Source organism: Azospirillum sp. Marseille-Q6669, from assembly GCF_965111635.1.
Genome location: NZ_CBCOOP010000001.1, coordinates 1216255 through 1239977 on the forward strand (window position 1 = coordinate 1216255; position 23723 = coordinate 1239977).

The 23723-nt window shown below is 67.7% G+C and carries 21 protein-coding genes and 1 tRNA gene; 15 read left to right on the forward strand and 7 right to left on the reverse strand.

The window, feature by feature from the left end; translation table 11 throughout:
• Positions 1–13: 13 nt before the first annotated feature.
• Positions 14–583, reverse strand: a complete 570-nt coding sequence (gene petA / locus ACWPXE_RS05220) for a ubiquinol-cytochrome c reductase iron-sulfur subunit (RefSeq protein ID WP_014198445.1) — start codon at positions 581–583, stop codon at positions 14–16.
• Between the two features lie 256 nt (positions 584–839).
• Between petA and ACWPXE_RS05225 the strand changes: the two genes are divergently transcribed.
• Together ACWPXE_RS05225 and hemF are read left to right on the forward strand one after the other, a co-directional pair.
• Positions 840–1313 carry a tRNA (cytidine(34)-2'-O)-methyltransferase gene (locus ACWPXE_RS05225; protein ID WP_454016954.1) on the forward strand — a complete coding sequence of 158 codons (474 nt, stop codon included), beginning with the start codon at positions 840–842 and terminating at the stop codon, positions 1311–1313.
• A 20-nt stretch (positions 1314–1333) separates the two neighbouring features.
• Positions 1334–2221: an oxygen-dependent coproporphyrinogen oxidase gene (gene hemF, locus ACWPXE_RS05230; protein ID WP_454016955.1), complete on the forward strand. Its 888-nt coding sequence runs from the start codon at positions 1334–1336 to the stop codon at positions 2219–2221.
• A gap of 10 nt (positions 2222–2231) precedes the next feature.
• On the opposite strand, the gene ACWPXE_RS05235 is transcribed toward hemF, so the two are convergent.
• Genes ACWPXE_RS05235 through ACWPXE_RS05250 form a run of 4 tightly spaced genes read right to left on the reverse strand, consistent with a single transcriptional unit; the run spans position 2232 to position 5055 of the window.
• The gene (locus ACWPXE_RS05235) at positions 2232–3470 is read right to left on the reverse strand and encodes a CCA tRNA nucleotidyltransferase (RefSeq protein ID WP_454016956.1); all 1239 of its coding nucleotides are present in this window, start codon (positions 3468–3470) and stop codon (positions 2232–2234) included.
• A gap of 25 nt (positions 3471–3495) precedes the next feature.
• Positions 3496–3786: a DUF6111 family protein gene (locus ACWPXE_RS05240; RefSeq protein ID WP_454016957.1), complete on the reverse strand. Its 291-nt coding sequence runs from the start codon at positions 3784–3786 to the stop codon at positions 3496–3498.
• Positions 3787–3799: 13 nt separating this feature from the next.
• Entirely contained in the window at positions 3800–4474 is a 675-nt protein-coding gene (locus ACWPXE_RS05245; RefSeq protein WP_454016958.1) for a CoA pyrophosphatase, read from the reverse strand.
• A complete protein-coding gene (locus tag ACWPXE_RS05250; protein WP_454016959.1) occupies positions 4471–5055 on the reverse strand; it encodes a DUF1285 domain-containing protein in 585 nt (194 codons plus the stop codon). The genes ACWPXE_RS05245 and ACWPXE_RS05250 overlap by 4 nt, the downstream gene beginning before the upstream one ends.
• A gap of 190 nt (positions 5056–5245) precedes the next feature.
• Here ACWPXE_RS05250 and ACWPXE_RS05255 point away from each other — a divergent pair, with 190 nt between their 5' ends.
• The 7 genes from ACWPXE_RS05255 to ACWPXE_RS05285 all read left to right on the forward strand — a co-directional run bounded on the left by ACWPXE_RS05255 (position 5246) and on the right by ACWPXE_RS05285 (position 14983).
• On the forward strand, positions 5246–6289 hold the full coding sequence (locus tag ACWPXE_RS05255; RefSeq protein WP_376998767.1) for an AAA family ATPase: 1044 nt from the start codon (positions 5246–5248) through the stop codon (positions 6287–6289).
• Between the two features lie 10 nt (positions 6290–6299).
• Complete coding sequence (locus ACWPXE_RS05260) at positions 6300–7199, forward strand: DUF58 domain-containing protein (RefSeq protein WP_014198437.1); 900 nt, start codon at positions 6300–6302, stop codon at positions 7197–7199.
• Positions 7200–7364: 165 nt separating this feature from the next.
• Positions 7365–10112 (forward strand): DUF4159 domain-containing protein, encoded by a 2748-nt coding sequence (locus ACWPXE_RS05265; RefSeq protein ID WP_454016960.1) that lies wholly within the window; start codon positions 7365–7367, stop codon positions 10110–10112.
• Complete coding sequence (locus tag ACWPXE_RS05270; protein WP_454016961.1) at positions 10109–12208, forward strand: hypothetical protein; 2100 nt, start codon at positions 10109–10111, stop codon at positions 12206–12208. The genes ACWPXE_RS05265 and ACWPXE_RS05270 overlap by 4 nt, the downstream gene beginning before the upstream one ends.
• 79 nt (positions 12209–12287) lie before the next feature.
• Positions 12288–12362 (forward strand) — tRNA-Gln (locus tag ACWPXE_RS05275).
• A gap of 115 nt (positions 12363–12477) precedes the next feature.
• Positions 12478–14193: a DUF6538 domain-containing protein gene (locus ACWPXE_RS05280; RefSeq protein WP_454016962.1), complete on the forward strand. Its 1716-nt coding sequence runs from the start codon at positions 12478–12480 to the stop codon at positions 14191–14193.
• Between the two features lie 127 nt (positions 14194–14320).
• Positions 14321–14983: a recombinase family protein gene (locus ACWPXE_RS05285; RefSeq protein WP_454016963.1), complete on the forward strand. Its 663-nt coding sequence runs from the start codon at positions 14321–14323 to the stop codon at positions 14981–14983.
• 29 nt (positions 14984–15012) lie between these two features.
• On the opposite strand, the gene ACWPXE_RS05290 is transcribed toward ACWPXE_RS05285, so the two are convergent.
• A complete protein-coding gene (locus ACWPXE_RS05290) occupies positions 15013–15795 on the reverse strand; it encodes an abortive infection family protein (protein WP_454016964.1) in 783 nt (260 codons plus the stop codon).
• A gap of 721 nt (positions 15796–16516) precedes the next feature.
• On the reverse strand, positions 16517–16852 hold the full coding sequence (locus ACWPXE_RS05295; RefSeq protein WP_454016965.1) for a hypothetical protein: 336 nt from the start codon (positions 16850–16852) through the stop codon (positions 16517–16519).
• A gap of 670 nt (positions 16853–17522) precedes the next feature.
• Between ACWPXE_RS05295 and ACWPXE_RS05300 the strand changes: the two genes are divergently transcribed.
• The 6 genes from ACWPXE_RS05300 to ACWPXE_RS05325 all read left to right on the forward strand — a co-directional run bounded on the left by ACWPXE_RS05300 (position 17523) and on the right by ACWPXE_RS05325 (position 23679).
• Positions 17523–18476, forward strand: coding sequence for a hypothetical protein (locus tag ACWPXE_RS05300; protein WP_454016966.1), 954 nt, complete (start codon positions 17523–17525; stop codon positions 18474–18476).
• A gap of 124 nt (positions 18477–18600) precedes the next feature.
• Positions 18601–19317, forward strand: a complete 717-nt coding sequence (locus tag ACWPXE_RS05305; RefSeq protein ID WP_454016967.1) for a hypothetical protein — start codon at positions 18601–18603, stop codon at positions 19315–19317.
• A 28-nt stretch (positions 19318–19345) separates the two neighbouring features.
• The gene (locus tag ACWPXE_RS05310) at positions 19346–19636 is read left to right on the forward strand and encodes a hypothetical protein (RefSeq protein ID WP_454016968.1); all 291 of its coding nucleotides are present in this window, start codon (positions 19346–19348) and stop codon (positions 19634–19636) included.
• Entirely contained in the window at positions 19636–19833 is a 198-nt protein-coding gene (locus tag ACWPXE_RS05315; protein WP_454016969.1) for a hypothetical protein, read from the forward strand. Before ACWPXE_RS05310 ends, ACWPXE_RS05315 begins: the two co-directional genes overlap by 1 nt.
• A gap of 3 nt (positions 19834–19836) precedes the next feature.
• Positions 19837–20646, forward strand: coding sequence for a hypothetical protein (locus tag ACWPXE_RS05320; protein ID WP_454016970.1), 810 nt, complete (start codon positions 19837–19839; stop codon positions 20644–20646).
• Between the two features lie 81 nt (positions 20647–20727).
• The gene (locus ACWPXE_RS05325; protein WP_454016971.1) at positions 20728–23679 is read left to right on the forward strand and encodes a tape measure protein; all 2952 of its coding nucleotides are present in this window, start codon (positions 20728–20730) and stop codon (positions 23677–23679) included.
• Positions 23680–23723: the final 44 nt, after the last annotated feature.

Here is a 23723-nt window from a genome sequence, read left to right on the forward strand (position 1 = left end):
CCTTAAGGGCCGCTTAGCCGAGCCGGACCGCGGTGTCGCTCGTGAAAGCGTACTGCGGAACGACGAGGTTGGCCGGGGCGGGACCCTTGCGGATGCGCCCTGCGGTGTCGTAGTGCGAGCCGTGGCACGGGCAGAACCAGCCGTCGTAGTCGCCACGCGGATCGGTCGGCTTCTGCCCCAGCGGCACGCAGCCCAAGTGCGTACAGATGCCGACGACGATCAGCCATTCCGGCTTCTTGACGCGGGCGTCGTCGGCGGCCGGGTCGCGCAGCTCGCCGAGGTTGACGGTGCGGGCCTCCTCGATCTCCTTCGCCGTGCGGTGGCGGACGAAGACCGGCTTGCCGCGCCAAGTGACGGTGATCGCCTGGCCTTCCTGGACCGGGGCCAGATCCACGTCGATCGAAGCCAGCGCGAGGGTGTCGGCGGCCGGGTTCATGCTGTCGATGAACGGCCACACGGCCGACGCGACACCAATGGCACCCACGGCCCCGGTGGCGAGGTAGAGAAAATCACGGCGGGAAGCCCCCTCGCCGCCGGGGGCCGCGTGGCCACCCGTCCCGGGCGGATGCGTGGTCTGAGCCATAAGCGTTAATCTCCTCAAGGCATACGCGGCGCGCCGAAGCGCCCTATGACACGTGGACCAGTGTTTATCACGACTTGACGGGCATGTCCGCTCACTGGGTGGGTGGGTGCGCGCCGCGTCGACCGGGGTTGTATCTCCCGGGTATCCGGGGTGCGGTATACAGTCGCGGCAACGCCTTGAAAAGGTTTTGTCATCGGGACAACTTGTCGCGCTTTGCAGTGCACCATTAGACATCGCTGAACCAAAAGGGAATTTCATGCGCCTCGTTCTCTTCGAACCGGACATTCCCCAGAACGCCGGGACTCTGATGCGTCTGGCGGCGGGACTCGGGGTGCCGCTGGACCTGATCGAGCCCTGCGGCTTCGTTCTGGACGACCGCAAGCTGCGCCGGGCCGGGATGGACTACATCGACCAGCTGGCCCTGGTCCGGCACAGCTCCTGGGAGGCCTACCGGGCGCTGCCGCAGGCCGGGCGGCTGGTGCTGCTGACCACCCGAGGCGCCGTTCCCTACACCGACTTCGCTTTCGCCCCGGACGACCGGATCATGGTCGGGCGCGAGAGCGCCGGGGTGCCCGACGACGTGCACGAGGCCGTCGACGCCCGGCTGGTCATCCCCCTGATGCCGCCCGCCCGGTCGCTGAATGTTGCGCTGAGTGCCGCGATGGTGTTGGGTGAAGCCCTGCGGCAGACGGCCGCATTGCCGAGACCCTCGCCCCTCCCCTCGCCCTGACCGATGCCGGACGCCCGCCCATGACCACCCCCCCCGCCGACGCCATGGACATCAGAGCCGCCCGTCAGGCCCAGGCCAGCGCTTGGTTCGCCGAGTTGCGCGACCGCATCCGCGCCGAGGTCGAACGGATCGAGGACGAGCTGACCGGCACCCATGCCGACCTGCCGCCGGGCCGTTTCGAGCGCAAGCCCTGGCAGCGCCCCGACCATAGCGGCGGCGAGGGCGGCGGCGGCGTGATGTCGGTGATGCGCGGCCGCGTGTTCGAGAAGGTGGGGGTCAACGTCTCGACGGTGCACGGCACCTTCAGCCCGGAGTTCCGCGCCAACATCCCCGGCGCCGCGGAGGACGGGCGGTTCTGGGCGTCGGGCATCAGCCTCGTCGCGCACATGCGCTCGCCGCTGGTGCCCGCCACCCACATGAACACGCGCCACATCGTGACCAGCCTCGGCTGGTTCGGCGGCGGCGCCGACCTGACCCCGATGGTGCCTGACGAGCAGGACACCGCCGACTTCCACGCCGCCTTCCGGGACGCCTGCGACCGCCACGACCCGACCTGCTACGCGCGTTACAAGGAGTGGTGCGACCGCTACTTCTTCCTGCCGCACCGGGGCGAGGCGCGCGGCGTCGGCGGCATCTTCTACGACAATCTGGATTCCGGGAACTGGGAGGCCGACTTCGCCTTCACCCGCGACGTCGGGCTGGCCTTCCTGGACGTCTTCCCCGCCCTGGTCCGCCGTCACATGAACCGGCCCTGGACCCCGGAGCAGCGCGAGCACCAGCTGATCCGCCGCGGCCGCTACGTCGAGTTCAACCTGCTCTACGACCGCGGGACGACCTTCGGCCTGAAGACCGGCGGCAACACCGAGGCCATCCTGATGAGCATGCCGCCCGAGGTGAAGTGGCCGTAACGGCAGCGCTTCACCCCAGGCGCCGCCTCGCCTCCGCCAGACATTCGTCCCGTCCCGGCCGGAAGTCCTCGGCGATCCACCACGCCTCGACCTGCTTCAGCAGCGCGCCCACCGCCGGGCCGCGCGGCATCCCCATGGCCAGCAGGTCGCGCCCGGCGATGGGAAGAACCAGGGACGGCAGATCCTCGGCGGTCGCCAGCGCCGCCTTCACCGCGTCGAGCGCCATCGGGCCGGGGGCGTCCACCGCCGCGAGCAGCACGAGGTCGCGGTACAGCCCGGCGTCGCCCAGCCGGTAGAGCGCCTGCCGCCGCTTCACCGGCCCGTCGGAGGGAGCCACGGCCATCGGTGGCTCGATCAGGGCGGCGAGGCGGTCGCGGTCGGCGTTGGACAGGCGCAGCGTCTGGGCGACGGTCAGCGCCTCCGCCCGGTCGGTGTCCAGCACGGCGGCGAAGCGGCGCACTGCGTCGGGCGGCTCGTCCAGGTCATGCTCCAGCCGGACCAGGCCGTCCAGCCGAGCGGTGCGGACGGCATCGGGCAGCAGATGCGCCATCACGCCGAGCCGGATCATCAACGCCCAGGCCGACGCCGGGTCGGGCGCCGCCAGCAGGCGGGACAGTTCGCCCCGCACCCGTTCCCCGGACAAAGTGGGCAGGCGGGGAGCCATCTCGGCGCAGGCGGCCAGCGCCGCCGCGTCCGGCGCGCCGCGCCCGTAATGGGCGTGGAAACGGAAAAAGCGCAGCAGGCGCAGCACATCCTCCTCGATGCGCTGGCGCGGGTCGCCGACGAAGCGCACCCGCCCGGCGGCCATGTCCGCCAGCCCGCCGAAGGGGTCATAGACGCAGCCGTCCAGCGTGCAGCTCAGCGCGTTCATGGTCAGATCGCGCCGGGCGGCGTCCTCCCGCCAGTCGTCGGTGAACTCCACGCGGGCGTGGCGCCCGAAGGTCTCGACATCACGGCGCAGCGTGGTGATCTCGTAATGAGCCTTCCCCACCACAGCGGTGATGGTGCCATGCTCGATCCCGGTGGGGATGGCGCCGATGCCCGCGGCCTTCAGCAATTCCATCACCCGCTCCGGCGGGGCATGGGTGGCGATGTCGATGTCCTTGACCTTGCGGCCCAGCCACGCGTCGCGCACGCAGCCGCCGACGAAGCGCGCGTCCGCCCCTCCGGCGGCGAGGGCGTCGAACACGGCGCGCGTCTCGGGCGCGACCATCCAGGGCTGGGGAGCGATGCGGGCGTTGACGGTCATGGCGGCAGGCTAGCCCGCAAGACGCTCAATTGCCAGATGGCCCGCCGCCGACCACCCGCCCGTCTTCGAGGTGGGCCGGCGTGTAGGGCGTGTGCGGCGCCACCCCACTGGTCAGGGCGACGGAGCCCAGAGTCACCGCCATCGCCGCCACCCCGGCGAAGACCAGCCAGGGCCAGGGCGCGGTCGCCCACCACGGCGCCGGGCTGTGCGCCTCCTCCGCCTCGCGGCGACGCCGCTCGACGACCAGCACATACAGGGCATAGCCGACCGTTGGCAGGACCAGGGGCAGGATGACCGTCAGGAAGATCCGCAGCACCGCGCCGCCCGCCCTACGATGGCCCGCCGGCGGAGTGATCGCCCAGGCGATCGCTCCTCAGGCCGTCGCCCCCCAGGCGCTCGGCGCGCAGGACATCGCAGAGATTCACCAGCATCCCCGCCGTCGCCCCCCAGATGAAGCGCTGCTGGTAGGGGAAGGCGTAGAAATAGCGCTGGGCGCCCTGGAACTCCCGGCTGTGGCGCTGCGGGTTGGTCGGGTCGAGGATGGCGGCCAGCGGCACCTCAAACACCTCGGCCACCTCGGTCGGGTCGGGAGTCACCTGGAAGGGCGGACGCACCAGCCCGACCACCGGAATCACGCGGAAGCCGGTGCGCGTCACGTAGGTGTCGAGCCGCCCCAGCACCTCGATGCGGTCGCGTCCCAGCCCGATCTCCTCCTCGGTCTCGCGCAGGGCGGTGTCTTCCGGGTCGCGGTCGTCGCTTTCCATCCGCCCGCCGGGAAAGCTGATCTGCCCGGCATGGGCGGTCAGGTTGGCCGTGCGCTGGGTGAAGATGACCGTCAACTCCTCCGGACGGTCGACCAGCGGCACCAGGACGGCCGCCTCCCGCAGCTTGCCCTGGGAGGGCTCGAAACCGGGATTCAGATCGTGGTCGCCGCGCACCTTCATGGGGCGCAGACCGGCGGCGGCGCTTCCCGGAAAGCGCTTGCGGATCTCGTCGAGACTCACCCGCCAGGCAGCCTGCCCAGCGCGAAGAAGACCTTCTTGCTCCATACCCCCACCTCAGCCTCACCATCATGGCCGCGCGTGTCGGCCCGGTCCACCATTTCGTAGTAGACCGGCCGGAGAATTCGCGCTTCGAGCCCGTTTCTTATGAGGATATAGGGCGTCGGTTCGCCATTTTCAGGATTGTGGATGACCCTGATCGGATGATCCGGCCCGCATTCGACCCATTCGTCTAAATTTGTACGGAAGGATAGGACCTGTTCGTCTCCACTTCCGCTTGCGGCCATTTCCACGGCGACGAACGGCGTGTCCTCGACCACGATCCGCCCGCGCTCGACCGGGGTGACCAGCCAGAAGTCGCCCGCCTCGTCGCGCCGCAGGACCGTGGCGAACAGCTTGACCAGCTCGATCCGCCGGATCGGGTCGCCCTCGTGGAACCACGTGCCGTCGCGGGCGATGCGGATGTCGAACCGCTGCTCCCTTGCGGTCAGGGGCAGAGAGGGAGGCAGGCTTTCGCCGCTCTCTCCGCCTGAGCGCGTTTCATTTGGGCGCTTGTCATTCGCCCCGTCATTGCCGACCTTCATCGCTAGCCTTCTCGTCTTTTTCGGGCCTGAGGGGCACAGAGGGAACTGGCCGCGCAACGTAATTTCGCCATACTCGTCACATAGGTCCGGACTGGCGGATTTGCCACGATGGCCGTTTCGACCCCAGCGGTCATGATTGAGCGGTCATGATCGCCCACCAGAGTGCATGGTCTTAAACGGGAGCAGAGACGTGAGCGCAACCGACGCCGTCAATCCGGGGGCCAATCCGGGCCAGAACTTTCCCGCCGGCGAGAACCCGCACCAGCTCATGGCGGAAATCGAGGCGCTGGGCGGCCGGCTGACGCATGTGCGCGACCGCATCGGCCGGATCATCTTCGGCCAGCAGGAGGTGATCGACCTCACGCTGATCACGCTTCTGGCCGGCGGCCATGTGCTGCTGATCGGCGTCCCCGGCCTCGCCAAGACGCGGCTGGTCGAGACGCTGGGCACCGTGCTGGGCCTCGCGGAGAAGCGCATCCAGTGCACGCCCGACCTGATGCCCGCCGACATCCTGGGATCGGAGGTGCTGGAGGAGAACGAGCAGGGCCGCCGCTCCTTCCGCTTCATTCCGGGGCCGGTGTTCAGCCAGCTCCTGATGGCCGACGAGATCAACCGCGCCAGTCCGCGCACCCAGTCCGCCCTGCTCCAGGCGATGCAGGAGCGGCGCGTGTCGGTCGCCGGCCACTACCACGCCCTGCCCCAGCCCTTCCATGTGCTGGCCACCCAGAACCCGCTGGAGCAGGAAGGCACCTACCCGCTGCCGGAGGCCCAGCTCGACCGCTTCCTGATGCAGATCGACGTCGATTACCCCGACCGCGACGCCGAACGGCGGATGATGATCGCCACCACCGGTTCGCTGGACGAGCAGGCGGTGACGGTGCTCTCCCCCGCCGACCTCCAGGTCGCGCAACGGCTGGTCCGCCGCGTGCCGGTCAGCGAGGGCGTCGTCGACGGCATCCTCGACCTCGTGCGGCGCGGCCGCCCGGAGGCGACCGACCTGCCGGAGGTGCAGCGCCACGTCGCCTGGGGTCCCGGCCCGCGCGCCAGCCAGGCGCTGATGCTCGCCGCCCGCGCCCGCGCGGTGCTGGACGGGCGGCTGGCGCCGTCGCTGGACGACGTGGTGGCCCTGGCGAAGCCCGTGCTGCGGCACCGCATGGCTCTGAACTTCGCGGCGCGGGCGGACGGGATCACGCTGGACGACATCATCAACCGACTCTGCGCCCCGCTGTCGTAAGGACCCGCCGATGGCCAGTCCCACCCTAGGCGCCACCACCCTGCGAGCGCAGCAGCGCGCGGAGGGGCTGGCCGCCACCCTGCCGCCGCTTCTGGTCGCGGCGGAGCGCGTTGCCTCCACGGTGGCGCAGGGCGTGCACGGACGGCGCCGCGTCGGGCTGGGCGAGACCTTCTGGCAGTTCCGCCGCTACCAGCCCGGCGACTCGCCGCAGATGATCGACTGGCGGCAGTCCGGCAAGACCCAGCCCGTCTATGTGCGTGAGAACGAGTGGGAGGCCGCCCAAACCGTCTGGCTGTGGCGCGACCGCTCGCCCTCCATGGACTACCGCTCGGTCAATGGTCTGCCAACGAAGCGGGAGCGCGCCGACCTGCTGACCCTTGCCGCCGCGGTTCTGCTGGTGCGCGGCGGCGAGCGGGTGGGCCTGCTCAACTCCGGCCAGCGCCCGGACCATGGCAAGTTCGCCCTGAACCGCATGGCCGGTCAGATGACCGACCCGCGCAACGCCCATTCTCCCGACGCGCTGCCGCAGCCCGAGCCGCTGCCCCGCCACGCCCAGGTGGTTCTGGTTGGCGACCTGCTGTCGCCGCTGCCGGAGATCCACGCCACCGTGTCGGCGCTCACCGGACGCGGTGTGCGCGGCCATCTGCTGCAGATCCTCGACCCGGCGGAGGAGACCCTGCCCTACGAGGGCCGCGTCGAGTTCGAAGGCTTCGAAGGCGAGGAGGAACTGCTGGTGCCCCGCGTGGAGGCGGTGCGCGAGACCTACCTGGAGCGGCTGCGCGCCCACCAGGACGGCTTGGACGCGCTCGCCCGCACCGCCGGCTGGACCTACGCCGTCCACCGCACCGACCGGCCGCCCCAGACCGCTCTGCTCGGGCTGTGGGGCGCCCTGGCGCGCGAGGCGGTTTAGGTGGGGCGGCGCGTTGCCCCCACCCTCCCGCTTCGCGGGTCCCTCCCTCCCCGCTTCGCAGGGGAGGGCCAATGTGCAAAACCCCTCCCCTGCGAAGCGGGGAGGGTCGGGGTGGAGGCAATTGCTTCGCACCCGATTTCCCATCCTCCAACAGCGTAGACGCCGATGCTGGGTTTCGGACCTATCGCCTTTGCCGTTCCGTGGGTGCTGGCCGCCCTGGCCGTCCTGCCGGTGCTGTGGTGGCTGCTGCGCGTCACGCCGCCGGCCCCGCGGGTGGTGCGCTTCCCCGCCATCCGGCTGCTGCGCGACCTGACGGCGCGGGAGGAAACTCCCGCCCGCACCCCGCTGTGGCTGCTCATCCTGCGCCTGATCGTCGCCGCGCTGCTGATTCTAGCCCTGGCCGGGCCGCTGCTGAACCCGCGCGCCGCCCTGCCGGGCAGCGGCCCACTGCTGCTTCTGGTCGACAACGGCTGGGCGTCGGGCCGCGACTGGACGAGCCGCCGCGCCGCCATGGAGGAGCTGGTGTCGCAGGCGGAGCGGCAGAACCGTCCGGTCGTCCTGCTGCCGACCGCCCGGCCCGCCGGGGGCGAGGCGGTGAAGGCCAGCCCGCCCCTGCCCGCCTCGGAAGCCCGCCGCCTGATCCAGGCGCTGGAACCGCACCCCTGGCCGACCGACCGCGCCGGCGCGCTGGAGGCGGTGCGCGGTCTCGCCGCGCGCGGCTCCGCCCACACCGTCTGGCTGTCGGACGGCATCGGCGACCGCACCGCCCGCGGCCTCGCCGAAACGCTGCAGCGCATGGGCTCCCTGGAGATCCTCGACGATTCCGCGGAGAAGCCGCCCCACCTGCTGCTCCCCCCCTCGTCGGAGGGCGCCGGTCTGACGGCCCGCGTGGTGCGCGCCGACGCCTCCCGTCCGGAAAGCGTCACCGTGCGCCTGTCCGGCGCCGACGGCCGCCTGCTGACCCGCCAGCCCGTTGCCTTCGACGCCGGGCAACTCACCCGCGAGGTGCGCTTCGAGGTGCCGGCGGAGCTGCGCAACGACGCCGCCAGCCTGCGCGTGGAGAACGACACCACCGCCGGGGCCACCGTCCTGCTCGACGAGCGCTGGCGCCGCCGCCCGGTCGGGCTGGCCTCGGGCCGCGCCAACGGCGAGAATCAGCCGCTGCTGTCCGACCTGCACTATCTGGAACGGGCGCTGGCCCCCTACAACGAGGTGCGGCGCGGCGAGCCGGACGAGCTTCTCAAGCGCGACCTCGCCGTGCTGGTCCTGTCGGACATCGGCGCCCTGACCGGGCAGGAGGCCCAGACCATCGAGGATTGGGTGCGCAAGGGCGGCGTTCTGCTGCGCTTCGCCGGGCCGCGGCTGGCCCAGAATCCCGACCGTCTGGTCCCGGTGCGCCTGCGTCTGGGCGACCGGGCGTTGGGCGGCGCCCTGTCCTGGTCGGAGCCGGCGAAGCTGCAGCCCTTCGACGGCCGCAGTCCTTTCGCCGGCCTGCACATCCCCGAGGACGTCGCCGTCTCGCGGCAGGTGCTGGCCGAGCCGGCGCTGGACCTCGCCGACCGCACCTGGGCGCGGCTTCAGGATGGCACCCCCCTGGTCACCTCGGAAAAGCGCGGAGACGGCTACATCGTGCTCGTCCACACCACCGCCAGCCCGGAATGGTCCAACCTGCCGATGTCCGGCCTGTTCGTCGACATGCTGCGCCGTCTGGTGACTCTGAGCGGCGGCGTCGCCGGCGGCGCCCATGGCGGCACGCTGGAGCCGCTGGAGGTGCTGGACGGCTTCGGCCGGCTGGTGCCGCCACCGGCCGCCGCCTTCCCCATCGCCGGGGACGCCGGTGCCGACGTGCTCGGCCCGCGCCACCCGCCGGGCTTCTACGGCACCGAGGAGGCCCGCCGCGCCCTGAACCTGACCGCCACGCTGACCCGGATCGAGCCGTTGGGCGCCATGCCCGGCGGGGTCGCGCGCGGCCCCTACGGCACGCGGGGCGAGGTGGCGCTGAAGCCGGCGCTGCTCGGCATCGCCCTGTCGCTCGCTATGATCGACCTGCTGATCGCCCTGATGCTGCGCGGCCTGCTCGGCGGCTGGCGATTTGGCGGCAAGGGGGGTGGCAAGCGCCGCCGCGCCGGGGCCGCCGCCGCGGTCCTGCTGACGCTGGGCGCGGCGCTCCCCATGGCCGCAGTGCCCTGGTCCCCCGCCCGCGCCGACGACGCGCAGTCGACCAAGGTGACGGCGGAAACCTACCTCGCCTATGTGCGCACCGGCAACGGAACGGTGGACGACACCTCGCGCGCCGGGCTGGAAAGCCTCGTGGACGTGCTGACCCGCCGCACCGCGGTGGAGGCCGCCGGAGCGGTAGGCGTCGATCCGGAAACCGACGAGCTGGCCTTCTACCCCCTGCTCTACTGGCCGGTGTCCGGCGGCCAGCGCGCGCTGAGCGACCACGCCCGCGCCCGGCTGAACGAGTACATGCGCAATGGCGGCACCATCCTGTTCGACACGCGCGACCAGTCGGCAGGCGCCGTCGGCGGCAACCAGGCGCTCCAGGGCATGGTGCAGGGGCTGGACATCCCGCCGCTGGCCCTGGTGCCGCCCGACCATGTGCTGACCAAGTCCTTCTACCTGCTGAACGATTTCCCCGGCCGCTACAACGGCGGCAATCTGTGGATCGAGGCGCGCGAGGGCCGTGCCAACGACGGCGTGTCTCCCGTGCTGATCGGCGGCAACGACTGGGCCGCCGCCTGGGCGGCGAACCGCAACGGCCAGCCGCTCTACGCCGTCGTCCCCGGCGGGGAGCGGCAGCGCGAGATGGCCTACCGCTTCGGCGTCAACCTCGTCATGTACGCGCTGACCGGCAACTACAAGGCCGATCAGGTCCATGTGCCCGCGATCCTTGAGAGGCTCGGCCAGTGACCCTGCTTGACGGAACCTCCATCGCTCTGGCGCCGCTGCTGCCCTGGATATTCTTGGTGCCGCTGTTCGTGGTGGCGCTGGCGATCCTGGCGCTGGCCGTCTTCCGCCGGGCGCGCGGCGTCTGGCTGCGCGCGCTGGCGGTGGCGGTGCTGGCGCTCGCCCTGATCAATCCGTCGCTGGTGCAGGAGAAGCGAGAGCCGATCAAGGACGTTGCCGTCGTCGTGCTCGACGCCTCGCCCAGCCAGAACATCGGCGACCGCCGCGCCCGCGCCGAGGCCGAGCTGGAGCGCCTGACCGAGCGGCTGAAGTCCTTCGACGATCTGGAACTGCGGGTGGTCCGCGCCGGCGACGCGGAATCCGGCGCCTCCGCCATCAACGAGACGCACCTGTTCGACGCGCTGAACCGCGCCATGGCCGACGTGCCCCGCCGCCGCATGGCCGGGGCGGTGCTGATCACCGACGGGCAGGTCCACGACGTTCCGGAAAACCTTGCCCGGCTGGCCGAGATCGGCCCAGTGCACACGCTGCTGACCGGCAACCGCGACGAGGGCGACCGTCGTCTGGCCATCGTCCAGGCGCCGGCCTACGGCCTCGTCGGCAAGCCGGTGGAGCTGACCATCCGCGTGGACGACATGCCGCGCCGCCAGTCGGCCGACGCGGCGGTGACCCTGCGCCAGGACGGCGGGCCGCCGCGCACCATCCGCGTGCCGGTGGGCCAGGACTTCCATATGGAGTTGCCGGTCAACCACGGCGGCCAGAACGTGCTGGAGATGGAGGTCGAGGCGGCGCGGCAGGAGCTGACGCTCGCCAACAACCGCACCGCCGTGGTGGTGAACGGGGTGCGCGACCGCCTGCGCGTCCTGCTGGTGTCCGGCGAGCCGCACGCCGGCGAACGGACGTGGCGCAACCTGCTGAAGGCTGACCCGTCGGTCGATCTCGTCCACTTCACCATCCTGCGCCCACCGGAGAAGCAGGACGGCACGCCGATCCGCGAGCTGTCGCTGATCGCCTTCCCGATCCGTGAGCTGTTCGAGATCAAGCTGGACGAGTTCGACCTGATCATCTTCGACCGCTACCGCCGGCGCGGCGTGCTGCCGCAGATGTATCTGGAGAACATCGCCGAATACGTGCAGAAGGGCGGCGCCCTGCTGGAGGCCTCCGGTCAGGGCTACGCCACACCGCTGTCGCTGTTCCGCACGCCGCTGGGCCAGGTGATGCCGGCGGAGCCGACCGGTCAGGCCATCGACCGCCCCTTCAAGCCGACCGTGACGGAGGTCGGCCGCCGCCACCCGGTGACCGCTGGACTGCCCGGCGACCGCCCGGACGGCGAACCGAACTGGGGCCGCTGGTTCCATCAGGTGGAGGTCGTGCCGGGCAACGGCGCGGTGGTGATGAACGGCGCCGACGACCGGCCGCTGCTGATCCTTGACCGCGTCGGCAAGGGCCGGGTGGCACAGCTGGCGTCCGACCAGATGTGGCTGTGGAGCCGCGGCTTCGAGGGCGGCGGTCCCCAGGCCGAGCTTCTGCGCCGCCTCGCCCACTGGCTGATGAAGGAGCCGGAGCTGGAGGAGAACGACCTGCGCGCCCATGTGGATGGCAACCGCATCACGGTGGAGCGCCGTTCCCTGGAGCCCGACCCGCGCAGCATCACCCTCACCACGCCCTCCGACGAGACCCGGACGCTGGAGATGACCGAGGACCGCACCGGCCGCGCCAGCGCCACCGTGGTCGCCGGCGAGCCGGGCATTTACCGCATCACCGACGGCGAGCGCACGGCGCTGGCCGTGGTGGGCGCCGTCAACCCGCCGGAACTGGCCGACGTGCGCTCCACCGGCGACCGGCTGTCGGGCGTCGCCGACGAGACCGGCGGCGGGGTGCATTGGATTTCCGACACGGAGGGGGGCGTGAGCCCCGGCATCGACGTGCGCCGCACCCGTCCCGACCGGACGCAGACCGGCAACGACTGGATCGGCCTGCGCGCCAACGGTGATTTCACGGTGACGGGCGTGTCCGAGGTGCCGTTGCTGCCGGTGGGCGCGGTGCTGGCCCTAGCGCTGGGCGCGCTGTTGATGGCGTGGCGTCGCGAGGGGCGGTAAGGGTCAACGAAGCTGTTGCAATCGGGTCGGGTTTCCGCTTATGGTCCCGACCCTTCCGGCGCTGATCGCGCCGTTCGGTTGGGGCGTCGCCAAGCGGTAAGGCAGCGGTTTTTGGTACCGCCATTCCCAGGTTCGAATCCTGGCGCCCCAGCCACCTTCCTCCTAAGTATTTCAATCGCTTAGCGTTTTCGGTGCTTCGCAGTCGGCGAAACCCGTGTGGGCCACAAAAGGGGCCACACGAAGGGCCACATACGCCCCGCAGGTGTCGCGTGACTTCTTACCTCAAGCGCAAGGGCGACCGGCTGGTGTTCCGCCGGCGCATTCCCCAAAACCTCATTGCCCGCTTTGGCCGGTCCGAGCTAGCAATACCTTTAGGCGACATCGGGCCGCGCGCTGCACGCGCGCGAGCACGCGCTTTTGCTGCTCAATCGGATGATCTGTTCGACATGGTTGACCGTAACCTGCACTTGTCCCGCGATGAGATTAGCGCCCTTGCGCGGCGTTGGTTTAGGGAAACGAGCGAGGATTACGAAAGCCGCCTTAGGTCCATGCCGCAGAACGACTCTGGAGCTACCGAGCGCGAAACCGAAATGGCCGAGGAAGATCGGCAAGCCACGCGCTCCATGCTGGCTGACAACCATTGGCTCGCAGCAAGCGAGATTGTTGACCGGCTGCTCGCTGATGCAGGCATTAACTTCTGGAACGGAGAGGAACCGGAATATCGCGAGCTGTGCAGGCTGGTGCTGCGTGCCTCAACGCAAGCGGCCGAGATCCATCTGGCACGCCTCAAGGGCGATTATGCGGCGACCCCCACCGACCCAGCTTTCATTGAGAAGCCAGCGCCGGCCATCGTGCGCGTCATCGCGCCAGCGCCGAGCCCCGCGTCCCCCAGTGCCACGCCAGCGCCCGTTGCGCCGCTATTTACGGCTGCCGTGGCCTCCTACACCGCCGAAAAGAACCGGGCCGGGGAATGGCGGGGCAGCACCGAGCATCAATACCGGCGCTTCTATGAGCTGTTCTCGGGCTTCTTGGGCGACCGCCCTGTAAACGCCTACACACGCGCCGACATCGGCCGGTGGGTGGAGGCGTTGCAACAGATTCCCTCGACCTACGGCCAATCCACAGCCCTCCGCGGCAAGACCCTCAAGGAGCTAGCTGCCTACACCGCCGCCAATCCTTCTGTTGAGCCGGTGACGGCCCGGACGGTTCAGAAGCACACCATTGCCCTGTCGGGCTTCTTCGGCTGGTGCCGGGACCGGGGCCACATAGACGACAACCCGGTTACGCGCTCCTTCCGCTACAAAAAGGACCGCCGGGCACGGGAGCAGCGGGCCGCATGGGAAGCACCAGAGCTGAACAAGCTGTTCGCCTCCCCGATCTGGACCGGCTGCAAATCGGAGTCTCGCCGCTCGGCACCGGGCACGCTCATGCTGCGCGACGCGCTCTTCTGGATACCGTTGATCGCCGTGTTCTCCGGGATGCGCCTGGAGGAGATCGCCGCGTTGCGCGTCGAGGACGTGCAGACTGATTCCGGCATCGCCTTCTTCGACATCACACCAGCGGGGGGAAAGCTGCTGAAGACCGCCGCAGCCGTGCGCCGCGTCCCCGTCCATAAGGAGCTGGTCGGCGTCGGTTTCCTGCGCTACGTCGAGCAGCAGCGGCGAGCCAAGGTAGAGCGGCTGTTCCCCGAACTCCAACCTGGAGGCCCGGACAAGCGCTTTGGCTTCTATCCGACGAAGAAGCTGAGCCGGTACTTTGATGCGGTGGGCATCCCCGATCTGGACGTTCACGGGTTTCGTCATGCCGCGATCACCGGGTTGCAGCGCGCCGAGGTAGCGGAGCCGATCATCCGCGATCTGGTCGGCCATGAGGGGAGTGGTTCGGAGACGCATCGCTATTCCAAGGGCTACCCCCTCCCCCAGCTCGCCGACGCGCTCAATCGGCTGGCCTACCCCGGCCTACAGCTCGACCACCTCAAGCCCTGACAAGTTATGCGCTCCGCGAATCCCGTCGATTCCTGGAGCGCATGACTCCGGCCCCGGAAGGCGCTTTGTGTCATCTCTAAACGCTCGTATAGTCATGACACAGACGACGCGCCACGGGGAACCGACCATGACGAAGGCGATTGCATACCTCCGAGTTTCGACCCAGGCGCAGGGCAAGTCCGGCCTCGGCATCGAGGCTCAGCGCGACGCTATCGCCCGATTCGCCGAAACCGAGGGCATTGAGATCATCGCCACCTTTGAGGAGCATGAAACTGGCAAGGGGGCTGACGCCCTCGACCGTCGCCCCCAACTCGCCGCTGCGCTGGCCGCCGCACGCAAGGCCAAGTGCCCGGTCATCGTCAGCAAGCTCGACCGGCTGTCCCGGGACGTGCATTTCATCTCCGGCCTCATGGCTCAGCGCGTCGCCTTCATCGTCGCTGAGTTGGGCGCCGATGCCGACCCGTTCATGCTCCACCTCTACGCCGCCCTGGCCGAGAAGGAGCGCTCCCTCATCGCCGAGCGCACCCGTGTGGCGCTGGCCGCCAAGAAGGCACAAGGGGTGCTCCTCGGCAACCGGACCAACCTCGCTGAAGCTCAGGCCAAGGGCGCAGCGGTGAACGCGGAGAAGGCAAGCGCCTTCGCCGCGAAGGTGCTGCCGATCATCGAGAGCATCCCCGGTTCGCTGAACGCGAAGGCGAAGGAGCTAAACGCCCGCGGCATCGCTACGGCCACGAACAACGGTTCGTGGACGGCGAAGGCCGTGCAGCGCGTCATGCAGCGAGCCGCGTGATGAATGAGGCATCCAGAAGAAAGGAAACGCTACTTTGGCTGACCGCTTTTCCCCGTATCGTTTTCCCACGTCGCAACAAGAAATGCAGCCATTGTCCCAGCCAGATTGACGGCCAGCTCGGCGTGACGGGAAGTGGGCTTCACTGGCTTTCGTCCCTGCCCATGAGCGTCGCCAATTTTGTTTCTAATGAAAGCCAAATTGTTTACAATGCTTTGGCAGTTTCCTAGAATAGATTTGAAAACATGCTCTTGGTGCTGGTGTGGCGCGAGGTTCACCTCTACCGAACACAACGCCCATAGCTTCGGCAGGTCAGCATCATGCGGGTACTCAACACTCGCATCATCTAAAATATGCTTGCAGACGGACTCCAACAGTGACCGCGCAGCCGTGATGGCTCCGTCCGGGTCCTCTGCCCTTCGGTCAAGAGCCTTTTGCCAAACAGCCTGCACCGTCTGAGGATCGAATCGTTCAAGCGTTTCGGTGATTGGCTGCACACCGGGGCTACGGTCAATAGCCTCCAGATACTCAATCAGAGAGTGGAAAGAGTCCCATATAAATACTCGCCGCTCCGCATAAGTATCAAGTTTATGCTTGATAAACTGCCAGAACTGATTGGTATCGCGGCTTCGCCGAACATAATCAGGAACTTTATCTCTTATATCCGCCCTATCCAATAGCTCTCGCCTGAGCCGCTGATAGACAGGATCTCCGCCGTCAAATCCCCCACCAGTAGCACAGCTAACAAGGCTGTTTTGCAGTCTAATTACATTATCAAGGACAGTACATTCTTCGCGTTCATCATTTTTATACATATTTATTTCCTATTTACGTTTATATAATTTTCTCGGATTTCAGAATTTAAGGCGCCATCACATCACAATTTCTCTCACCGTTAGGACGTTCAGTCACCACGAAAGCTCTGTCCGTCACCTCTACCCTGTAATGCTGATGATAGTGGAAAATCCTCGGTTCGGCTTTGTTTAGATAGACCATGGCACGAGTTGCCGCGGTATGTGGGTGACGCGCCCTTCCAGCGTGCCCTTCATGCTTACCTTTAATGAGCACATCCCTAAACGCCCGATCGTTCGCCTTCATAGCTCACCTTTCCGTGGGACTAATTCTGTCCAACATTCCGGGATTAGCGCCGGGTAAGTCAACATACCGAGAAGGCCGTATTGAGATGGTTGCACTGAGCACAAGCATCGGCTAAATCGCCGATTATCCGCGCTTATACATCATACCGTCCGGCATGAGCGATCTCGAGCAGCGGTAACGGGACCGACACGATAGGCCCGACTATGCTCACCTTCCAGAACATCCTCGACCGTGCCATCCACGCCCAAGCCCAGCATTGCCGCCGCAACGGTACCGTGTTTGCTCAGCCTTGCCGCTATGCCAGCGCCTTTGATGGCGCCGTGGTGACACTCGCCAGCGCCGTTGGCACCTTGGCCCACTATGAGTGGAACGCCCCCTCAAGCGTCTCGCTGATTAGGCCGAAACAGCGAAGGGCGCCCAACCGGGCGCCCTCTTCCATCATGCCGCCTTCTGTGCTGCCTGTAGGCGCAGCTCCCGGCGTCGCTTCCTACGCCTCTCCAGTGCCCGCAATCGCTTCACTTCCTTCTCGGCAAGGCGCACTGCCCGTATCGGTGCCCTGAGCTCGTCATACTCACGGCTCCATGCGGCGAGCTCCTCCTCCGTTGGCGGCTTCTCGACCGTTGCCGGAGCACCAAAGGCAACACTGATAACCTGTACGCCGTTGCCCGGCCGAAGCCCGTTCTCTTCCAAGTCCGTCACGATGCAGTCCAGAGCATCAGCCTCCGACATACCGCCCCAGCGCTCGTCATCGAGCACGATAGTCACTAACGCCATACGATTGAACTCCACCTGTCTGAATCAACCACTATCGAAAGGTGTAGCATTCGTGAGAATCGAGAAGCTATTTGAAGATGTTCTCAGGCCAGGGGCGAGCTTTCACAGTCAGCTCTGACAGATAGAAACAACAGATGAAGTTATGGGCGAAGCCATAGCCTATTCGTATGCGAATTATGCCGAAATCATAGGAATAAAAAACAAAGCCGCTATGAGGCGGAATGCCTTCGATACTCCCGCCAGGGCGCAGAATCGGGCAACAGGCAACAGACATCGCCGGCCGAGGCTCAAGGCGATTTGACATCCGTTTGGATTTTTAGGATAAGGGAAGTGCCGGTGGCGTTCGCAGCGCCACCGGCACAATCGCGCAGCTCCGACAAGCTGCGGATCGGTCATCGTGTGTGTGTAGGTGCGAATATAGCACCCGGCACGATCCCAGGCAACGCGTTGCTGCGCTCCACTTTGACTGGGAGCGCAATTCGATGACTATCAATCAAGCTCGTGATCTTCTCTCGAAGCGCGGCATTTGCTTGACGCATGAGGCTGTCCGCGTCTGGTGCGTCCGGCATGGAGTTGGCGTGCGGCGCGGTGGGCGCTGGGATGTGCTGGCCGACCGGCTCGCCGCCCACGTCTCTATGACGGTTGCGGAGTTGACCGGGGAGGCCCGGCAATGAGCGCCAAATTCAAGCCGCTGATCGCTATGCCGGACGGCTGGAAGGATACCCAGCCGTCGACAATGGAGGAGCGGTTCGTGTGGCTCGGGCTTTTCATGCAGCTTCCCGACGCCACCAACGGCCATGACCGGGTGATGCACGTCTATGCCAGCCACTACAACGCAGAGCACGGACACTACGCCCTGCTTGCGGAGACGGTCTGTCGCAAGGCCCGTGTCTCCGACAAGGTGCGTCGGCAAGCGATCAATCTTGCTAAGGCTGCCGGGATGTTCTGGGATGAACACCGCGGAGGTCGCAGTTCCGTGTATGGGCTGCGCTGGCCGCAGCCCGCCAATCCGGCAGCTACCCCGGACACGGCGTCCGCCCCACCCCCCGGACACAGCGTCCTCCCCACCCCCGGACACGGCGTCCGCCCCTCCCCGGACACAGTGTCCTCCCCTCCCCGGAGAAGGCGTCCGCCCACCCCGGACAAGGCGTCCGGCCATTACATAGAAATTCTACAGGAAGGAGTTACAGAGAGCGCCCTACAGGAAGAGGATCTATCATTCACGGCCGGCGAGGTCGCTTCGCTCCCTTCGCCGGCCGACACCTCATTGAATCCCGGCGAAGAGGCTGACCAGTTTCCCGCCGGTAATCCTGACACTCCGCCGGCCGCGCCGGAGGCGGATTCACTTTTCCGTCGTCTCATGGATGCCCCGCCGGTCGAACCGCTTCCCTCTGGCATTGCGGTTCGGTCGCTCGCTCTGTCTGCCAATTCACCGGCAGAGGCCGCGACTCGCTCGGCTGCGCTGGCCGATGCTCGAGCGATTGTCGCCTCCATGCCCGGCGCCCAGCGCATCGCCAGCGCCCGGCAGGCTGCCGCGGCTCTCGGCGTGTCCGACATCGACCCGGACGACACCGACCAGCTCGCCGAGTGTGTGGCGCTGCGGATCGTACGCAACGCCACGTAGCCACAAGTAGCGCCCCGGAGCCGCACAAGACGCAGCTCCGGTGCCATTTTGACAGAAATCGTTAAGACGATTATAGTTATGAGAATGGCTGATCGAGCCACCTTCAGAACATAGGCGACTGCAAATGAAGTTCGTTCACTGCCCTACTATCGGGAATATTGAAGACCATCTTTTCTTCAATAGCCCGTTCATCTCAGGAGTATCGCTGTTCCGCGTTCGTCCTGAGCTGATTTCTACCTTCTCAGCTGCTTGTGCCGCTGCGCACGAACTTGACGATGCCGACGCCGCCGCGTTGCTGGCCGGCATCGCCGACGCCGGAACGGCCGAGCTCGCCGCGTTCCGAGCTGACCTTGCCCGACGCGCCGAGGCGCTGAAGAAGCTGGTGGCCGACGCTCAGCAGCTCGCCGAGCTGCCGGCCGACCTCACCACCGACCGCGCGACGGTGCGCGGCTACATCGTCGAGGCCGAGGCCATAATCGCCGCCCCCACCCCCGACGTTCGTGCCGGCGAGACCGTCGCTCGTTGGGGCGTCCGCTTCGAGGGCAACACCGCCCCGATCCTCGCCGCCGTGGAGCGTTTTGAGACCGAGGTCAAGAAGATCGCCAGCGCCCGCGACACGGCAGGCAAGCGCAAGGCCGAGTTGGAGACCGCGCTCTTGAAGATGGACTCGCCCGAAGCCGCCGGCCGCCTGGCCGGCGTAAGGCTTCAGCGCGACCTCGCCCGCCGCGTGCCGGAGCTGGTGGCCGAGTTCTCCGACGCCCAGAAAACCGCCGCCGCTGCGCTGGCCCGTATGGGCACCGTTGCCGCCGCGCTGGAGGGCCTGACCGATGCCCGCACGTAAGCCCTCGCTCGTCCGGCTAGTGGCACGGATGACCGTTGCCTTGTACGGGCGCGTCGCCCTGCCCTTGGCCGGCATCGCTGCGACCTACGGCATGAGCCGCCCCACGCTCTACAGCCTGATCGGCGGCCTGGAAGTAGGGGGCGGCCTCGCCCAGAACGACGCCGCCCTTCGCTTAGCGCATGAGGACGACATCGGGCGCCCCCTCTCCGATGAGGAATGGACCGGCGCGCGCCGGGCAGCCGGCGACCTGATCGCCTCGAACTATCTGCGTCTTGCCGCGAACGCCATCGGGCGTGACCTTCAGAGGGAGGCCGCGTAATGCATGACTTGGTTAAGCGGGCGCTGGCCGGCGAGGACATCGACGAGGCCGACGTTGATCGTGCCGAGATCATCGCCGACGCCAAGCGCCGCAAAGCTGAGGCCGAACAGCAGACCGCCCCGTCGCCCGAGGCCGAGCGTGCGGCCCTGTTCGGGGTATCGCGCATTGCTGCCGCATTGGCCGCACGTCGGGGTTAGCCCATGGCAATCGCCGACCTCACCGACGAAGACGTGCAGGCATGGCGCGAGGGACGCAAGACGATGCGCGACCTCGCCGCCGCTGCTGGTGTCACGCGGCAGCGGGTTGGCGCGTGGCTAAAGAGCCGTGGCGCGACTCAGGAGATGCCCGCGCCATCTCCGGCCCCCACCCCAGCGGCGATTGCCCCAGGACTCGCCAGCGGCCTTCCTACGGCCGGTGTCGGGCATCCGAACGGCGCGCCCTCGCCCGCACAGACTGCCGACGCGCTGCGTGGGCTCATCGTTGGTGCGTCCGGCGACCTCCTGGTACAGCTCGCCGCGCTTGCTCGCGGCGAGAACGCCCGACTTGGCGCTTCCGCCCTGAAAGCCGCCGTGACGGCCCTCCAGGGCGTCGCCGACGTGCTGGAGCGTGTGGGCGTTGTCACCTTCGGCGAGGAGAACGACGCGGCTGAGGAGCTGACCGTGCGCGTCATGTCGGCCGAGGATGCCGAGAGGATGCGGCAGACCATCGAGGCCGAGGCCAGCCTCGGGTTCCACGATGATCCCGCCGACGACGCGGACGCGCCGCCTTCCCCGACGCCAGCGCCAGCAGAAGCGCCCACGCCCAAACCGCCGGCCGACACCCCGCCGGACCTCCGTCAGCGCCTCGGCGCCTTCGCGCATCAGCAGGGCGCCGTCTCCCTCCGGCAACTAGCGCTGTCCATCGACGCACCAGCGCCACGCGCACTCGACGCGTTGGCCGAGGCGGTCGCGCAACGTGCAGAGGCCGACGAAACAGCCCTTGTTGCCGTTCTCGCCCGCCTCCAGGCGTAGCGCCACCCTGACCACCCAATCGAACGGGCACCACTCGAAATCCGCGCCCCCCGTCGCGGCGCAGATTCGAAGGACAACACCATGAGCATCACTATCGGCAGCCTCCGCGCCACGCTCGACCTCGACTCCGGCGCCTTCATCGCCGGCATCCGCAACGCCCATCGCGAGCTGCGCGTGTTCGAGGCCAACACGGCCCGCGCCTCCCGCGCCTTCGCCGGGTTCAACGCCGTTATCGGCACGCTGGCGCTGGCGACCGTCACCAAGGGCGCCGTTGAGGCCGGCGAGCAGATGATCGCCCTTCAACGGCGCCTGGAGCTGGTCGCCGCGTCGGTCAACGAGACCGGGCGCGAGACGACCACGGCCGCTGAACAGTTCGAATGGCTCTCCAAGACCGCCATGGAGACCGGCACCGACTTTGACGGCTTGAGCAAGGCGTGGGTGAAGCTCGCGACGACGGCCCACGGCGCGGGCGTGTCGCTCGCCGACCTCCAGGAAGGCATCAAGGGCACCATCGGCGCGGGCGCCGCAATGGGCGTGTCGGCGGACGGCTTGAACAAGGTCTTCAACGCGATGTCCCAGGTCGGCGGCAAGGGCCAGCTCTACCTAGAGGAGCTGAAGCAGCAGATGGGCGAGCACTTGCCGCTCGCCATGCAGATCACCGCGCGGGGCCTCGGCGTGACCACCCAGGAGCTCATGAACCTGACCAAGAAGGGCAAGGTCTCCGCAGACCAGTTCTTTGAGGCATGGGCGAAGGGCGCCAAGGAGTTCCAGGGGTTCGGCTCGCTCCTCGCCGCGAACTTCACCGGGCAGCTCCAGAACTTTAAGACGATCTGGCGCACCGAGGTTGGCGGCCTCATGGTCGATTCCGGCATCAACGACGCCCTCGCCGGCATGGCCGGGCAGTTCAACGCCAGCTTCGCGCAGCTCGTCCGGGAAGCCCGGCAGAACAGCGACGGCATTGGCGATACTCTGATCGACGACGCCGAGGCCGTCGCCCAAGCGTTCGTCGGCACCTGGAACGCCGTGGCGCCTCTAGTGGAGAACCTCGGCCGACTGACCGGGGGCGTCTTTAACGAGGCCATGGCCTCCTACAACAGCCTGCCCGACGTGGTGAAGCAGTACGGCATTCTCGGCGCTATGCTCCTTGGCGCCAAGCCGCTCCAGATCATCGCCGCGCTGGCCGCGATCAAGGAGGGCGGCAGCGCCCTTGCCGGCCTGGAGGCGCTCATGAAGGGCGATGTGGCGGGATGGTACAAGGAGGCGAACAGCTCCGGCATCGGACGCTTCTTCACCCGCGACAACTACGATCGGGCCTTCGGCGAGGACTTCTCGCGCCTCGCCATCGACGGTGCCAGCGTGGTTGACGGCAAGGTGACGGACGAGCGCCGGCAGGCCGTCGTCAAGGAGCGGCTCGCCCTGGAGGAGAAGCAGCTCGTCCAGCTCAAGAAGCAGCTCGACGACGCGAACAAGCCGGTCGGGCTGGTCGCCGAAGGCAGCGCCATCCCGGCGCAGATCGCCGCGCAACGCAAGGCCCTGTCCGGCGAGATCGAGGCGGCCGAGGAGCGCCGGGCGATGCTCGTGGGTCTGTCGCAGTCCATCGCCACGCCGATTCCGTCGCCGACCTTCAACCCCACGACCGGGCCGGGAACCGGCTGGTCATCCCTCTCCCTGCCGGACCCGGCCTCGACCTTCGCCGGCATCCGAGAAGGCCGGGACAAGGCGCGGCAGGCGCGCGAGACGAAGCCCACCGGTATCGACCTCGGCGACGCCGGCAACGGCAGCGTGGGTGCCGAGGAGCGCTTCAAGCTCCTTGCCCAGATGGACAAGGAGCTACGCGCCGCCGTCAAGCAGGCCAACCTACTGCGCGACAGCTTTCTGAAGGCCGGCGACGCGCTGGTGATGATGCACCACAACGGCGCCGAGTTTGCCGCGCGCCGGGCCGACGAACAGAAGCGGATCGCCGCCGGCCTCATGGACGAGCGGGAACGCCTCTTCACGCTCTCCGAGGCCGAGCTGTCGCGGAAAGCCGTGCAGGGCGAGGTGTTGCAGCTCCAGGAACAGCAGGAGCGCGTCGGGCTCGATTTGGCGCACCTCGGCAACGCCTCCATCCAGGCCGAGACAGACAAGCTGTTCCGCCTCCAGGCGCAAGTCTCTGTCACACAGCAGCTACGGGACGCTGCGCGCGAGTTGGCGCTGTATGACGACAAGGCGCTCCAGGCCGCGCACGCCCAGCTCCGGCTAGACCAGCTCCGGCTGAACACGAAGGAGACGCAAGCCCACGCGGCCGACTACTTCCGGCCGGAGTTCCGCACAGAGCTGTTCGCAAACGACAAGGCCAGCGCCGACCTCGAGCTCAGCCGGCTCTACTACGAATACAGCCTCAGCATGGAGGAGCGCCTCCAGCTCGTCCGCGCTGACGGTATCAACGCCTTCACCGGGGAGTTTTCCGGCTTCATCTCCAACGTCATCACCGGCCAACAGACGCTCGCCCAGGGCGCGCACTCCATGTTTTCCAACATGACCAAGTATATGCTCGACTTTTTCGCGGAGTGGCTCGCTCAACAGCTCATGATGAGGGCGATCATGGGCATTGCCAACTTCTTCAGTGGCGGGGCCACGCCGATCATCGGCCCCGGAACCGGGTACATCTATCACGAGGGCGGCCTCGTTGGCGCTGGCGGAATGCCGTCGCGCTCCGTGCCCATGTCTCTGTTCTCCGGTGCGCCGCGCTTCCACGAGGGCGGCTTGCTGCGCGGCGAGGTACCGATTATCGCCAAGCAGGGGGAAGCCGTCTTCACCCCGGAGCAGATGACCAACGCCGACCGCCTAATCAATGCCGCGATGAACGGCGGCGGGACGAGCATCAGCGTCACTAACAACATCGAGGTGAACGGCGGCTCCAGCGGCAACCGCGAGGCCGACCAGGAGCTTGCAGCTCAGATCGGCCGCCAAGTCACCGACCAGATGCGCGCCCTGGTGACACAGGAGCTGCGCACGCAGATGCGGCCGGGCGGGATGCTCAACTCTATCTAAACTCCAGCTTGACTATGGACGGTTGCGCGCGAAGCGTAGGAGCG

What these genes read in the sequence shown, in the direction of transcription:
- ACWPXE_RS05310 (WP_454016968.1), top strand. Translation starts at nt 19,346, where the DNA reads ATGACCGTTGCCTTGTACGGGCGCGTCGCCCTGCCCTTGGCCGGCATC.
- ACWPXE_RS05325 (WP_454016971.1), top strand. Translation starts at nt 20,728, where the DNA reads ATGAGCATCACTATCGGCAGCCTCCGCGCCACGCTCGACCTCGACTCC.
- ACWPXE_RS05320 (WP_454016970.1), top strand. Translation starts at nt 19,837, where the DNA reads ATGGCAATCGCCGACCTCACCGACGAAGACGTGCAGGCATGGCGCGAG.
- ACWPXE_RS05265 (WP_454016960.1), top strand. Translation starts at nt 7,365, where the DNA reads ATGCTGGGTTTCGGACCTATCGCCTTTGCCGTTCCGTGGGTGCTGGCC.
- ACWPXE_RS05315 (WP_454016969.1), top strand. Translation starts at nt 19,636, where the DNA reads ATGCATGACTTGGTTAAGCGGGCGCTGGCCGGCGAGGACATCGACGAG.
- ACWPXE_RS05235 (WP_454016956.1), bottom strand. Translation starts at nt 3,470, where the DNA reads ATGACCGTCAACGCCCGCATCGCTCCCCAGCCCTGGATGGTCGCGCCC.
- ACWPXE_RS05285 (WP_454016963.1), top strand. Translation starts at nt 14,321, where the DNA reads ATGACGAAGGCGATTGCATACCTCCGAGTTTCGACCCAGGCGCAGGGC.
- ACWPXE_RS05250 (WP_454016959.1), bottom strand. Translation starts at nt 5,055, where the DNA reads ATGAAGGTCGGCAATGACGGGGCGAATGACAAGCGCCCAAATGAAACG.
- ACWPXE_RS05260 (WP_014198437.1), top strand. Translation starts at nt 6,300, where the DNA reads ATGGCCAGTCCCACCCTAGGCGCCACCACCCTGCGAGCGCAGCAGCGC.
- ACWPXE_RS05290 (WP_454016964.1), bottom strand. Translation starts at nt 15,795, where the DNA reads ATGTATAAAAATGATGAACGCGAAGAATGTACTGTCCTTGATAATGTA.
- ACWPXE_RS05305 (WP_454016967.1), top strand. Translation starts at nt 18,601, where the DNA reads ATGAAGTTCGTTCACTGCCCTACTATCGGGAATATTGAAGACCATCTT.
- ACWPXE_RS05295 (WP_454016965.1), bottom strand. Translation starts at nt 16,852, where the DNA reads ATGGCGTTAGTGACTATCGTGCTCGATGACGAGCGCTGGGGCGGTATG.
- ACWPXE_RS05300 (WP_454016966.1), top strand. Translation starts at nt 17,523, where the DNA reads ATGAGCGCCAAATTCAAGCCGCTGATCGCTATGCCGGACGGCTGGAAG.
- petA (WP_014198445.1), bottom strand. Translation starts at nt 583, where the DNA reads ATGGCTCAGACCACGCATCCGCCCGGGACGGGTGGCCACGCGGCCCCC.
- ACWPXE_RS05225 (WP_454016954.1), top strand. Translation starts at nt 840, where the DNA reads ATGCGCCTCGTTCTCTTCGAACCGGACATTCCCCAGAACGCCGGGACT.
- hemF (WP_454016955.1), top strand. Translation starts at nt 1,334, where the DNA reads ATGACCACCCCCCCCGCCGACGCCATGGACATCAGAGCCGCCCGTCAG.